The sequence below is a fragment of the Litoreibacter sp. genome, from assembly GCF_058136045.1.
On sequence record NZ_JBYVDD010000015.1, the window covers coordinates 21,294 to 34,904 of the forward strand.

General features: G+C 53.9%; 12 protein-coding genes. 8 read left to right on the plus strand and 4 right to left on the minus strand.

Annotated elements, in window-relative coordinates; all coding sequences use genetic code 11:
• Positions 1-50 precede the first annotated feature (50 nt).
• From AC3Y7R_RS15715 to AC3Y7R_RS15730, 4 genes are all read left to right on the plus strand, one after another.
• The gene (locus AC3Y7R_RS15715; protein WP_490043014.1) at positions 51-473 is read left to right on the plus strand and encodes a cupredoxin domain-containing protein; all 423 of its coding nucleotides are present in this window, start codon (positions 51-53) and stop codon (positions 471-473) included.
• Positions 470-1,186, plus strand: coding sequence for an ABC transporter ATP-binding protein (locus AC3Y7R_RS15720; protein WP_490043015.1), 717 nt, complete (start codon positions 470-472; stop codon positions 1,184-1,186). The genes AC3Y7R_RS15715 and AC3Y7R_RS15720 overlap by 4 nt, the downstream gene beginning before the upstream one ends.
• Complete coding sequence (locus tag AC3Y7R_RS15725) at positions 1,183-1,974, plus strand: ABC transporter permease (protein ID WP_490043016.1); 792 nt, start codon at positions 1,183-1,185, stop codon at positions 1,972-1,974. The genes AC3Y7R_RS15720 and AC3Y7R_RS15725 overlap by 4 nt, the downstream gene beginning before the upstream one ends.
• A 77-nt stretch (positions 1,975-2,051) precedes the next feature.
• Complete coding sequence (locus tag AC3Y7R_RS15730; RefSeq protein WP_490043017.1) at positions 2,052-2,612, plus strand: tetratricopeptide repeat protein; 561 nt, start codon at positions 2,052-2,054, stop codon at positions 2,610-2,612.
• Here the strand turns inward: AC3Y7R_RS15730 and AC3Y7R_RS15735 are convergent.
• Together AC3Y7R_RS15735 and AC3Y7R_RS15740 are read right to left on the minus strand one after the other, a co-directional pair.
• The gene (locus tag AC3Y7R_RS15735; RefSeq protein WP_490043018.1) at positions 2,552-3,226 is read right to left on the minus strand and encodes an ABC transporter ATP-binding protein; all 675 of its coding nucleotides are present in this window, start codon (positions 3,224-3,226) and stop codon (positions 2,552-2,554) included. The genes AC3Y7R_RS15730 and AC3Y7R_RS15735 overlap by 61 nt on opposite strands.
• 3 nt (positions 3,227-3,229) lie before the next feature.
• Positions 3,230-4,198, minus strand: a complete 969-nt coding sequence (locus AC3Y7R_RS15740; RefSeq protein WP_490043019.1) for an ABC transporter substrate-binding protein — start codon at positions 4,196-4,198, stop codon at positions 3,230-3,232.
• Between the two features lie 235 nt (positions 4,199-4,433).
• On the opposite strand from AC3Y7R_RS15740, the gene AC3Y7R_RS15745 reads away from it, so the two are divergent.
• The 4 genes from AC3Y7R_RS15745 to AC3Y7R_RS15760 all read left to right on the plus strand — a co-directional run bounded on the left by AC3Y7R_RS15745 (position 4,434) and on the right by AC3Y7R_RS15760 (position 10,456).
• Positions 4,434-6,197, plus strand: coding sequence for a PQQ-dependent methanol/ethanol family dehydrogenase (locus AC3Y7R_RS15745; RefSeq protein WP_490043020.1), 1,764 nt, complete (start codon positions 4,434-4,436; stop codon positions 6,195-6,197).
• A gap of 118 nt (positions 6,198-6,315) precedes the next feature.
• Complete coding sequence (locus AC3Y7R_RS15750; protein ID WP_490043021.1) at positions 6,316-7,017, plus strand: response regulator; 702 nt, start codon at positions 6,316-6,318, stop codon at positions 7,015-7,017.
• A gap of 35 nt (positions 7,018-7,052) precedes the next feature.
• A complete protein-coding gene (locus tag AC3Y7R_RS15755; protein ID WP_490043022.1) occupies positions 7,053-8,243 on the plus strand; it encodes an FIST N-terminal domain-containing protein in 1,191 nt (396 codons plus the stop codon).
• Between the two features lie 5 nt (positions 8,244-8,248).
• A complete protein-coding gene (locus AC3Y7R_RS15760; RefSeq protein WP_490043023.1) occupies positions 8,249-10,456 on the plus strand; it encodes a hybrid sensor histidine kinase/response regulator in 2,208 nt (735 codons plus the stop codon).
• A gap of 49 nt (positions 10,457-10,505) precedes the next feature.
• Here the strand turns inward: AC3Y7R_RS15760 and AC3Y7R_RS15765 are convergent, their stop codons facing one another.
• Entirely contained in the window at positions 10,506-10,937 is a 432-nt protein-coding gene (locus AC3Y7R_RS15765; protein ID WP_490043024.1) for a universal stress protein, read from the minus strand.
• Positions 10,934-13,546: a TRAP transporter permease gene (locus tag AC3Y7R_RS15770; RefSeq protein WP_490043025.1), complete on the minus strand. Its 2,613-nt coding sequence runs from the start codon at positions 13,544-13,546 to the stop codon at positions 10,934-10,936. Before AC3Y7R_RS15770 ends, AC3Y7R_RS15765 begins: the two co-directional genes overlap by 4 nt.
• Positions 13,547-13,611 lie beyond the last annotated feature (65 nt).

Genomic DNA, 13,611 nt, shown 5'->3' on the forward strand with positions numbered 1-13,611 from the left:
ACTATTCGGTACGTTCTGTACGCCTTGTACAAATTATCAAAGGAAACCTAATGCGCGCACTTCTTCTCTCTCTGATTTTCGCAACATCCGGTGCTCACGCCGAAGATTTTGGCCCTGCTGGGCTTTTGTCTGGCAAGAATAAGCAAGACCTTCCCCCGATCATGTTATCCGCAGTCGACCCTTTATCCAGCGCCCCTTGGGTGCTGAAATCCGGCACCTATTATGAGTTTGAAATTCAGGGAGATGGCTCTCAGGAATTAGGTTTGGTTGGGCCAGAGTTTTTCCACGCGATCTGGATCGACGAGATCGTGGTCGGAGGCTTGGAAATTCGCCCTCTCGGGCTTGATAGTATCGAGTTTGACGAAGCCGGAGAGATGGAAATAGGCTTCATTGCCCTTAAACCGGGCCGCTATTACATGAAAGTCCCTGGCACCACCGGAGAGACCCAACGCATTGAAATAACAATAGAATGAGCGGGTTGCGCATTTCCAACCTTAGCTACAATCATGGGTCAAAGACTGCCCTTGATGATATTAGCTTCGCGGTAGAGGCTGGGGAGTTCTGCGCCTTACTTGGCCCCAATGGCGCCGGTAAATCTACGCTGTTCAGCCTGCTGACACGCCTTTTGGTGTCGCCTGTTGGCAGCATTGAAATTGCCGGCTTCAACCTGCGTAAATCCCCCCGTTCGGCGCTGGCGAAACTCGGAATTGTTTTCCAACAAACCACCCTCGATCTTGACCTTACCGTGCGCCAAAATTTGCAATATTTTGCCGCCCTCCATGGCCTGTCTGGCCGTAATGCGACCCGGCGTATTGATGCTGCATTGGATAGGCTCAACATGCTGGATCGCGCCCACGAGAAAGCCCGCGCGCTGAACGGGGGCCACAAGCGTCGCACTGAAATTGCCCGTGCGTTGATCCATAACCCACTGGTTTTACTACTAGACGAGCCAACAGTCGGGCTGGACACTGCCACCCGCACTGCCATCACCGATCACGTTCACGACCTCGCCGCCGACGGCACCACCGTTTTATGGGCCACGCACCTGACCGATGAGGTCCGCGCCCACGACCACCTTGTGATCTTGCACCAAGCCCGCATCCTTGCCGATGGAAAAACCCACGAGGTTTGCGGTGATATATCGTTACAAAACAAATTCTTAGACCTGACATCGGGGACAGTATGAACCCCTATCTCACCTCTCTGCGCGCCATCACCACGCGCGAGGCTCTGCGCTTTATTCATCAGCGAGAGCGCTTTATCGCGGCCCTTATCCGCCCGCTTGTCTGGCTTTTGGTCTTTGCCGCTGGCTTTCGCGCAGCCCTTGGTCTCAGCATCATCCCCCCCTATCAAACTTACATCACCTACGAGACATATATCGTGCCGGGGTTGTGTGGAATGATATTACTTTTCAATGGGATGCAGTCTTCTCTGAGCCTTGTCTACGATCGCGAAGTGGGGTCGATGAAGCTGCTGTTAACCAGCCCTCTGCCCCGTTGGTGGTTGCTGTTTTGCAAGCTCATAGCCTCCACCACAATTTCGGTTCTGCAAGTCTATACCTTCCTCGCCATCGCCGCCGCATTTGGCATCACGATGCCCGCGCTTGGCTACATTACCGCCCTTCCCGCGCTCGTCGCATCGGGCCTTATGCTAGGTGCCCTCGGACTTTTACTATCAAGCCTTATCAAGCAACTGGAGAATTTTGCAGGCGTAATGAACTTCGTCATATTTCCAATGTTTTTCCTGTCTTCCGCCCTCTACCCCCTGTGGAAAATGGCGGAAAGCTCCGAGCTGTTGCATAGAATTTGCACACTCAACCCTTTCACTCACGCGGTGGAGTTGATCCGTTTCGCCCTCTACTCCAGCTTCAACCCCTCCGCCCTGCTCTGGACCCTGATAGCCACCACCGCGTTCACCGCCGCAGCCCTCTGGGGCTATGACCCATCACGGCCTCAAATGCGTCGCAAAGGCTGACCTTTTCTACGACCATAACACTGGTGAAATTGCGACCCACATCCGCTATAATCCTGCTATCAAACGGAGATACCCAAATGATTAAGCCCATTTTTATTGCCGCCTTCATGCTCGTCCCGGCCACCAATGTAACGGCCGAAGCAATCCCGCATACCGTCGACACCCTGCACGGCACCCTCAATCCACAAGACACAGGCATCAGCATGCTCAAGCGCAAGATTGAGCTAGGCATGACCGACACCGTTACCTGTGCGATGGGATATTATATCACCAAATCTGGCAGTCATGCTTTGGCTCGCAAGTTTTTCGAGCAATGCGCGGCGGCAGGGTATACTGGCGCGATGACGTGGATGAGTCAGCTCGAAAACAATGGCTTAGGTGGGGATTATAGCCCTGATGCCGCAGCGGAATGGGATAAACGCGCCGCAGATGCCGGTGACCCTATTGGCAAATTCAACTACGGGCTTGACCTAATGCGCGGCCATGGTGTGGCCAGTAATTCCGCGCTCGGGCGTGACTACGTGGACCAGGCCGCCCGCGAAGGCTTGGCAATCGCCAAACGATTGCAAGGCGCAGATTACGACTTGGACGAAGTAACACCGGACGCTGACAACTGGAAATATGCGCCTTTGTTCTGAGTATCACTAATCACTTGGGCGGGGCTCCCGCCCAAGGTCACAATGCGGCTTGCTAGTTTCTTCGCCTCGTCCTCAACATGCGTGACAAGGATCGTCGTGACACGGTGCGCCGCACGGAGTTGTGCAAACAAAGCCATCATTTCCTCGACCAATATAGGGTCCAGTGAGACAAACGGTTCATCCATCAACAGTAAGTCAGGCTTAACAACAAAGGCCCGCGCCAGAGACAAGCGCCGCTGCTGCCCCAATGACAGTTGCGACGGGAAATCATTCGCCCGCCCAGCAAGTCCAACGTCCTCAAGCACCTGTTGCGCCTGCCCCAGCGAAGCCCCGGTGGGAATTCGGATATTCTCGACCGCCGTGCGCCAAGGCAGCAAGGTAGGCTCTTGGAAGAGCATCGCAACCCGCCCCGTAATGGCGCACTGTCCTTGATATCCTTGCTCCAGCCCCGCGATGATACGAAGCACTGAAGTCTTACCCACCCCAGAGGGACCAATCAGAGCCAAGGTTTCGCCAAGCCCGACATTTAGCGCAAGTTTGCCAAGGATTGGCGCGTCGCCATAAGCCAAAGAGGTAATACGTAAATCTAAAGCCGAGCCTGATGTGTTGTTCAAACCTTAGCTTCCGCTTTGCAAGAATGTACCGCTTGGCAGTGTCGTTGCCTTGCCCAGCAATTCCTCGCCACCGAGTTCCACCATCAAGTGCAACATGCGCGCGGCGGCCTCTTCATCAACCGGACCCGGCGCGGGAATTCCTGCGCGAAAGCCAGCTTTCAGCGCCTCGAACTGCGCATCCGTCTTGACCTTCATATTGGGCCGCAATCGATTCCATTCAGCATTATCACCGGCCAGCATTTCCTTGGCTGCACGCGATGCCGCAGCCAACCCATTCACCAGATCAGGCATCTCGCGCAGCATTTCACCTTTGACGACGTAGCCCAACAACGGCGTCTCCGGATCTAGCCCTAAGTCGCGGGCCGCTTCCGATACATCAACCAGCTTTCGCATACCGGACGCTTCCATTTTCGCCATGAAGTGCCAAAAGTTTATCGCAGCACCTACCTCACCCGAGAGGGCGGATTTAAAGATCAGGGGCGGGGCGCCATAGACCTGCTCCGTCTCGTTTGCCAAGTCCACGCCATAGGTTTTTGCAGCATAGGCCTGCAAAATCAGCCAGCTCTTATCCAAAGGTCCGCCCGCGATGCCAATTTTAGCACCCTTCAAGTCCGCAAGTGATTGAGCAGGGCTATCCTTACCAACCATCATGCCACCTACGGCTTTGGAATAAGGGATAAAAACGTAATCCTTGCCCGCCGCACGTTGGCGTGCCACCCACAGCCAATCCGAGACAATCACATCCGCAGCCCCGCCTTGAAAGGCCACCTTAGCCGCGGCACCTCCGGCCATACCTTGGACTTCAAGGGTAAAGCCATTAGCCGCATCAAAACCATGATGCTTGATTGTGTTCAGTTCCCAATTCACCGTGCCGAACTTCAAAACTGCCGCGCGCAGAGTTGGCGTCTCGGCCCAACTGGCTGTCGTCAAAAGGGCCGCGATCACAGCGCGGCCAAGTAGTTTAATGAACATCCATGAACCTCCCAGTTTTGCTACAGACTAGCAATTTTAGGCCCCGCGAAAATACGACCAAAGGCCTGCCTTGGACCCGAAACCAAAGCGGGCCAACCCTTTGTCAAGCGCCTTAAGGTCGTACGACCAATGTTCAATATCTAGAATTCTCCTTTGTCAGAATACTCGCCCTCGGGTCGGGATGCGCCCTAATTTGGTGCGCGGCCTTAATGGAACGGCAAAGGGAGGAACCCAAATGAACAGGTTCATAATGGCCGTGACAGCTGCGGTTTTGGCAACAGGAGTTGCCCACGCAGAAGTCACCGAGGAAATGCTTCTTAACGACACGGCGTCCACAGGCGACGTGCTCACCAACGGCATGGGGCGTCATCTGCAACGCCACTCACCGCTGGAAACACTGAACAAAGAAAACGTCAAAAATCTGGTCCCCGCATGGGCGTTTTCGCTTGGCGGCGAAAAGCAGCGCGGACAGGAAACCCAGCCGCTGGTACATGACGGTGTGATGTATATCACTGGCTCCTACTCGCGCATGTATGCAATCGACGTGAAGACCGGAAAAGAGCTTTGGCAATATGACGCACGCCTGCCAGAAGGCATCTTGCCTTGCTGCGACGTGGTTAATCGCGGGGCCGCAATCTTTGGCGACAACATCTATTTCGGCACGCTCGACGCACGCATAGTAGCCTTGAATGCCAAAACGGGTGACGTTGTTTGGAACAAGAAAATTGCCGACTATAAGGCCGGTTACAGCTACACTGCCGCACCTTTGATCGTCAAAGGTTTGGTTATCACCGGCAACTCTGGTGGTGAATTTGGCATCGTTGGCGAAGTGCAAGCCCGCAATGCCGAAACGGGCGATCTGGTTTGGACCCGCCCAGTGATCGAGGGTCATATAGGCACGCTGAACGGCGAAGCCTCCACCATGACCGGAGAGCTGAACGCGACATGGCCCGGCGACATGTGGAAGACCGGCGGCGGGGCCACCTGGCTTGGCGGATCTTATGATGCAGACACCGATACTTTGGTGTTTGGCGCAGGCAACCCTGCACCTTGGAACAGCCACCTGCGCAACGCAGGCCAGCCAGTTGAGGGCAATAAAGGCGACAACCTCTATGCCGCCTCCCGCATCGGCATCGACCCTGCAAATGGCGAGATCAAGTGGCACTACCAGACCACGCCTCGCGAAGGTTGGGACTATGACGGCGTGAATGAAGTCGTGGCCTACACCGATCGCACAGGCAACAAGCGCTTCGCCACTGCGGACCGGAACGGCTTCTTTTATGTGTTGAACCGCGAAGATGGTAAGTTTGTCTCTGCGGTGCCTTTCGTGAAAGACATCACTTGGGCAGAAGGCATTGATGACACGGGCCGCCCGATCTTTAACGAGGCTGGCCGACCCGGTGATCCGTCCGCAGCAGCAGATGGCAAGAAAGGCGAAATTGTTTTCGCGTCGCCGTCCTTCTTGGGTGGTAAAAACTGGATGCCGATGGCGCACTCCCCCACCACTGGGTTGTTCTATGTCCCGTCCAACGAATGGGGCATGGACATCTGGAACGAGCCGATCACCTACAAAAAGGGCGCGGCATACTTGGGGTCCGGCTTCACGATCAAGCCAAACTACGAGGACCACATCGGCAGTCTGAAAGCCATCGACCCAGACACAGGCGAGACCAAATGGGAGTTCAAAAATGATGCTCCGCTTTGGGCTGGCGTGATGACAACTGCGGGTGGTTTGGTGTTCACTGGTACGCCTGAGGGCAAGTTCATCGCCTTTGACGATGAAACCGGCGAAGAACTTTGGTCCTTCCAGACCGGCTCCGGCATTGTCGGGCAACCCATCACTTGGGAACAAGATGGCGAGCAATACGTCACCGTGATTTCCGGCTGGGGTGGTGCTGTTCCACTTTGGGGCGGGGAAGTGGCCAAAAAAGTAAATTACCTTAACCAAGGCGGCCTGCTTTGGACATTCCGTTTACCTGCGCAAATGGCTTCTAATTAAGACATAACCTCCTCTCCAAGAAGCCTAAGGCGCCCCCAACTTCAGGGGCGCCTTTATTTTTAGCACTAAGACCTTTTGCCAAGTGACCATCAGCGCCTTCTCACGCTATCATCAGCCCATGACACCACATAAAATGCCCACACCTGACCTGACAAACCCGCATTTACCACAGGGCTGGGCGCTCATTATTGACGACCATCCGTTATTTTGCGACGCGCTAGAGTTGACGCTAAAATCCGTGGCAAGCTTTACCGAAGTAAGCACCGCAGACTGCCTTGAGGCCGCATTATTGCGGCTTGAGAACCAAACACCACCATCGTTGATCCTTCTTGACCTGAACCTACCTGATGTCAGTGGGTTGGACGGGCTTATCCGGCTCAAGCGGCGTGTCGAGAAGACGCCGATCATTATCGTATCTTCGATGACAGACAATTCGATCATCAATGCCGCAATCACAGCTGGCGCTTCGGGGTTTGTTCCCAAACACAGCCGCAGATCCGTTTTCAAAGAGGCTATCGCCCAAATCACAGAAGGCGGTGTCTTCAAGCCCTCCGGGTTCATTGAGGGGAATGCCAACACGCAAACCCACGAAACTATTTCCCGCCTGTCGTCTTTGACCAACCAGCAAGCGCGCATTTTGGAGTTGATCTGCGAAGGCAAGCTGAACAAGCAAATTGCCTATGACCTGTCGATTGCCGAGACAACCGTAAAGGCACATGTGACGGCGATCATGCGTAAGCTAGGTGTGCAAAGCCGAACCCAAGCGGTGCTGGTCGCACAGGACACAAAATTTGCAAGGGTCTTGCCAAGCTCTGAGTGAGCATCCTATCCTCACCGGCAGGGAGAAAAATTGACATGTCGGCGGATGGTGGGCTCGAAAAGTTAACCGCGCAAGCAAAACCTGTGCAGCCAGAAATTCTGCGCACAGCGCAAGTCTCGTGGGCAAACACCTCGCCCGTTGCGCAGCTTAAGAAAGACTTGGGGGACACTCCTCTGGAGCTGTTATCGTTATTCGTCACGCCCCGTGCTGATTTTACCGCAGTGGTTGCTGAGGCAAGCAAACTTTTCCCCGGCATTGACGTCTTAGCCTGCACCACTGCCGGAGAGATTGGCGGAGCAGGCTACGAGGAGGGGGTAATTGTTGCGATCGGCTTCCCATCCTCGGGATTTGCTACACACTCTCTATTGATTGAGAATGTGAATGATTTCAATCAACAACCCGTGGTTGACCGTATCGCGCTGGAGCGCGTCGCACTGCAAGACCTCAACCCGGATATGGATGACAGCTTTGCCTTTCTTGTCGTGGACGGGTTATCCCTAAGTGAAGATACCCTGGCCGCAACCATCGCCCCCGCGTTGCGTGACACGCCTATCTTTGGTGGCTCTGCTGGTGACGGCACGGACTTTCAACAAACCTTAGTGGCGCTGAACGGGCAGGTTGCTGAAAATGCTGCCGTGTTAACGCTGTTACGCAGCCATTATACCGTCCGCGTCTTCAATCTTGACCACCTTGTTCCAACCGAGCAACAAATGGTTGTCACCGGTGCTGATCCGGGTCGCCGCATTGTAAAATCAATCAACGCCGAACCCGCCGCCCGTGAATATGCACGCATTGTAGGCAAAGACCCCGAACAACTCGACCGGTTCACCTTTGCCTCCCATCCAGTTGTCGTGCGCATTGGCGGAACGCATCATGTCCGTGCCATACAGCAAGTGAATGACGCAGGTGAATTGGTGTTTTTCTCGGCCATTGACGAAGGCATGGTTCTGACCGTGGCAACTCCTCAGAATATGGCGGACCACTTGAGGACAGAAATGGCGAAACTATCTGAGGGTGCCGCCCCCGCCAACATCATTGGGTGTGATTGCATCTTGCGTCGCATTGAGGCCGAACAAACCCAGATGAGCCGGGAGTTATCCGATATCCTTTCAGAAAATAACGTGACCGGATTTTCTACTTATGGCGAGCAAATCGGCCCTCTGCATGTGAACCACACAATGAGCGGCGTGGCCTTCTATCACCCAAAACCGACTGACACGCGGTAGAAGATATGTCTCTAATTAACCCAGATGACACGATAGAGCGGCAGAACGAGAAACTGGTCCAAATCGCCCAGTCCCTTATGCGGCGGGTTGAACAAAAGACCGAGCAATCCGGCCTTGCTTACCAACAATTCGAGCGCGCAGCCTTGCTTGAGACCCAAGTCCGAGAGCGCACCCGAGAGCTAGAGCGTACATTGGACTTGTTGCAGGATTCGAACGCTCGCCTCGAGGTCGCCAATACCGAAACGGAAACCGCGCGCTCGAACCTGACCGAAGCCATTGAAACGATCAATGAAGGGTTCGCGCTGTTTGATACCAATGATCAACTGGTCTTATCCAATAGCCGGTTCTGCCGTGACTTATTGGACATCGAGGCAGGGCTGGTCGCAGGTCTATCCTTTGAGAACTACGTGACTTTGATTTCTGGCAGCCGGTTTTTGGCCCTCCCAGACACCACCAGCCCGCAGGACTGGGCAGCCCAACGCATGAAGCGGCACGGCGATGAGCACGTTGTTTTTAACGTGAGCCTTCTATGGGACCGGTGGCTTCAGGTCAGTGAGCATCGAACCGGGCAGGGTGGCACGGTAATTTTGCAAACAGATGTCACCGAGATCATTCGAATGGAGCGGCATGAACGCGACAAAATGCGCGACCAGCAGGCCAAAATATTGCAAGCAACATTGGACCATCTCAATCAGGGGGTTTGCATTTTTGATCACAATCAGACCCTTGTTGGCTGGAATAAAAAGATGGATGGGTTGCTCACTTTACCGCGGGGTCACGATGCGCTTGGCTTAAGCTTTTCAGCCCTCCTTGGCCGACTTCGTGATGAGTTGGTTTTCCACGATGGGTTTGATGCCGAACACCTTAGCAAATGGGCGGACCACTCGATCCAACGCCGCCCCATGGCCTTTGAGATTAGTCGTGATGGCGTGCAATTTTTCAGCGTTTTTGCTCAGGAAATGCCCGACCGGGGTTTTGTGATCAGCTTTACTGATGTCACCGCAGAGCGTGAATCCGCCCGCGCGCTTTACGAGATGAACGAGTTTCTAGAACGTCGCGTTCAAGACCGAACCAAAGAGCTTGGGGTGGCACTTGCAGAGGCCGAGCGTGCGAATGCGTCCAAGTCCCGGTTCGTGGCCGCAGCCAGCCATGATCTGCTGCAACCCCTATCTGCCGCAAAACTTTTCATCTCCTCACTGGCGGATAAAGTCCCCGACCCGGAGGCTCAAGAAGTTATCGCCAAAACCGAAACTGCCCTATTTGGCGTGGAGCAAATTATTGAGGCTTTGCTCGACATCTCAAAGCTGGATGCAGGCAAGGCCACGTTCAACACCCAGCCGTTGAAACTCTCTGATATCTTCTCCCCTTTGCGAAATGAATTGACCCCAATCGCCGCCAAAAAAGGGATCGAACTGCGCATTCTGTACAGCAGTCTATCGGTAAAAAGTGACCCCGGTTATTTGCGCCGGATCATCCAAAACCTGCTCTCCAATGCAATCCGCTACACCGATACTGGCCGCGTTATCTTAGGCGTGCGGCGTAGTGGAAAATCTGCGCGCATTGAAGTTTGGGACACAGGCTGCGGCATCGCGGAGAATGATCAGCAAACTGTATTCCAAGAGTTTGAGCGCATTAACCCTACCAATTCCGATGGCGGCTTGGGCTTGGGTTTGGCCATTGTGGAGCGGGCCTGCAAAGGGTTAGAGCATGAATTAGGGCTGTGGTCTGAACCGGGAGTGGGAAGCTGTTTTTCCCTCAATGTACCGATTAACACTGCTGCGCCACGCACCCCGAACAAGTCAAACGATGTTGCTCAACTAAGGCCCCCGACTTTAGAAAATCTACTCGTCATGTTGGTTGAAAATGACCCCCCTCTTGCGACAGCAATGACGATGATGATCGAGGGCTTTGGAGCCACCGTCATTCATGCCTACACCGCAGAAGAAGCCCTGACATTACTTGATGAAATTCAATTGGTGCCAGATGCATTTTTATTGGATTATCAGCTTGGTATTGGCGGTACAGGCACCGATCTTTATGCTGAAATACAAAAGATATATGGCTATGTTCCAGCCGCAATCGTGTCGGCCAATAGAACCAAAGAATTACGCAACAGCTGCAAAAAGCTGGCTCTGCCCCTTTTGGCTAAGCCGATTGATCGTGATCGGTTGCAAGAGTTTTTAGAAAGCACTTCAAAAGCGCATCAAAGTTAAGTCCCGTACCACCACCAATAGGCCGTGGTACGGGTGTCTTTACGCCAGCTTAGCGGACCACATAGACCGAGCATTTTGCGTGCCTGACAACACGCGCGGCATTGGGGCCAAGTAGGTAGTCAGTCAGGTCTGCTTTATGCGACCCGACCACAATCAAGGACGGCTTGGATTTCTCAGCAAGCTTGAGAACCTCCTCATAAGCACGTCCTGTCGCGATAACATGGCGGACCTTTTTATTTCGGTCCTCATCCAACGCAGCTACAACCAACTCATTGAGATGCAACTTTGCCTCGGCCACCATTTTATCATGGTGATCCTTGCCAAAGAAACTGCCCACCGTGCTCATTCCAAAGTCCGGAACAACGGCGACAACATCCAACCCTACCCCATCCAAATCCGCCAAACGGGCAGCGGCTTGGATGATTTTCAAGTCTTCTTGGCCATTGCTGACATCTACAGCACACAGAACCGGATTGGTCATGTAACAACTCCTTCACGTGAAATGCGGGCGCGTTGTATGAACGCAATGAACGCTAAGAAAAGCAGCGCGGGCAGGAAGATGATCTCCTTGGGCATTTGATCCGCCGGAGCTTGAACCGATGCGATTTGCACTGGTTCGTCACCGTAGAAATCAAAGCTTCCCAATGCGCCAGAGAACGGAGACCCAAAGGCAGGCTCGTCCATTTTCACAACGCCGTCTTCCTCCAGAAGCAACATGCCAAATTCGCTCAGACGTTCATCGCTGGTCCCTGCTCCTTTGATCGGCAACACCAAAGTCGTTTCCTTGGTTTCTCCGCTATCAAAGTCTGGGCCAGATACGATCATCCGTAACTCTTGACCATCAGCCGCATTTCCAAGGGCCGTTGTGAAGCCTGCGGGTTCAACCACCTCGAAAGGCGGCTGGATACGATCCATTACAAAGTCAGGACGGAACAGTGCAAAGGCGACCAGAACCAAAGCCACGCTCTCATAAATGCGGCTTTTGGTCAGGAAGTGCCCCATGGTGCCCGCTGTGAAGGCAAGGATCGCGATAGAGGCGGTTATGAACACCAATATCCCCTGTATCCATGTCACGTTAATCAGCAACAAGTCGGTGTTGAAGATGAACACAAACGGCAGTGCCACGGTGCGCAGGCTGTAGAAGAATGCCACGAAGCCTGTTTTGATTGCATCCCCACCAGAAACGGCGGCAGCGGCAAAACTTGCCAAACCAACGGGCGGTGTCACATCGGCCATGATGCCAAAGTAGAACACGAACAAGTGCACCGCGATCAGTGGCACGATCAAGCCGGACTGCGCGCCCAACTCTACCACAACGCCCGCCATCAATGACGACACCACGATATAGTTGGCCGTGGTTGGCAAGCCCATACCTAGCACAAGGCTAAGAAGCCCAACCATGACCAGCATCAAGATCAGATTACCGCCGGACAGAAGCTCCACCAGATCGGCCATAACTTGGCCCACACCCGTTAGGGTAACAGTGCCCACAATCACCCCGGCAGTTGCCGTGGCAAGACCGATACCGATCATGTTGCGTGCGCCGTCAATCAGCCCTTGGGTAAGATCAACCAGACCCTCTTTAAGCGTGTTGGCGTAGTCAGATTGGCCTCGAAAGATTGCCTTCAGCGGGCGCTGCGTCAGCAAGATCACAAACAATAGCATCGTGGCCCAGAACGCCGACAGACCGGGGGACTTTTGCTCAATCATCAAGAAGTACACAAGCACAATGATCGGCAGCAAAAAGTAGAGACCGGATTTGTAGATCTCGCCAACAACCGGCAACTCTACCTCTTCAGCATTCGGATCGTCTGGCTCTAGATCTTCCACGGTCGAGGCCAAATACAATAGACCAGCATAGGCCGCGAAAATCAGCAACGACATCACTATGGCAGAGGTCCCTTCCGGAACCATCGCAGCAACCCATCCGACAGGGTATTGAACCCCGTAACACAGAGCTGCAAAACCAGCGAAGAAAGCAGCCATACCGCCGACGGTTTTACCCATCGACACAACGCGGTTGCCCAGCGTCGGCATGTTGTTCTTCACCGCTTCCAGATGCACGATGTAGACCAGCGCGATGTAGGAAATGGTGGCTGGCAGGAAGGCGTGGGTGATCACTTCAACATAGGAAATGCCCACATATTCAACCATCAAGAAGGCCGCAGCCCCCATAACTGGCGGCATGATTTGACCGTTAACGGAGCTGGCCACTTCGACCGCGCCCGCTTTTTCGGCAGAGAAGCCAACACGTTTCATTAAGGGGATCGTGAACGTGCCGGTTGTCACCACATTGGCAATCGAGGAGCCAGAGATCAGACCGGTTGCGGCAGAGCCAACAACAGCAGCCTTTGCTGGCCCGCCCTTGAGATGGCCCAACGCGCCAAACGCCATTTTGATAAAGTAGTTCCCTGCGCCAGCTTTATCCAGCAAGGCGCCGAACAAAACGAACAGGAACACAAATTTAGTAGACACCCCAAGCGCGATGCCAAACACACCCTCGGATGTGATCCACATGTGGCTCATGGCTTTCTTCAGCGATGCGCCTTTCCAGCGAATAACGTCTGGAACCAACTCGGACGACCCGAAGAACACGTACCCTAAGAAGATCACCGCGATGATTGCCATTGCAGGGCCAAGCGCGCGACGTGCGCCCTCGAACAAGATCAGCAGGCCTGCAAGTGCGAACCATTTGTCCATGTCATCGGCCAAGCCGCCCGCATCAACGATCTTTTGGTAGAAGAAAAAGCCATACATGGCGATGAACGCGCCAAGCAGGCCAAGAACCCAATCCGCGATCGGGATGTATCCGCGTGGGCTGGATTTGAATGCAGGGTAGGCCATGAAAGCCAGGAAAACCGCGAAGGCCAAATGCACTTGGCGCGAGTTATTAATAACGTCGCCCGGCAATACGTAATTGGCCAAAGGGGACGCCAATAGCACCTGAAATAGGGACCAAACGACGGCGACGACGGCCAGCAAAGTGCCGACTGCCCCCACAGGATTTCGCGCGCCCGCGTCGGAAGATGCAACAAGATCTTGCAGCTCCTCCTCGCTTAGCGGTCGGTTTTCTGGTGAATTTTCAGCCATGATCTAGTCCCCTGAATTACAGAAATAACTGCTTATTATTGATTTTAAACGTAATGAGGAGGGAC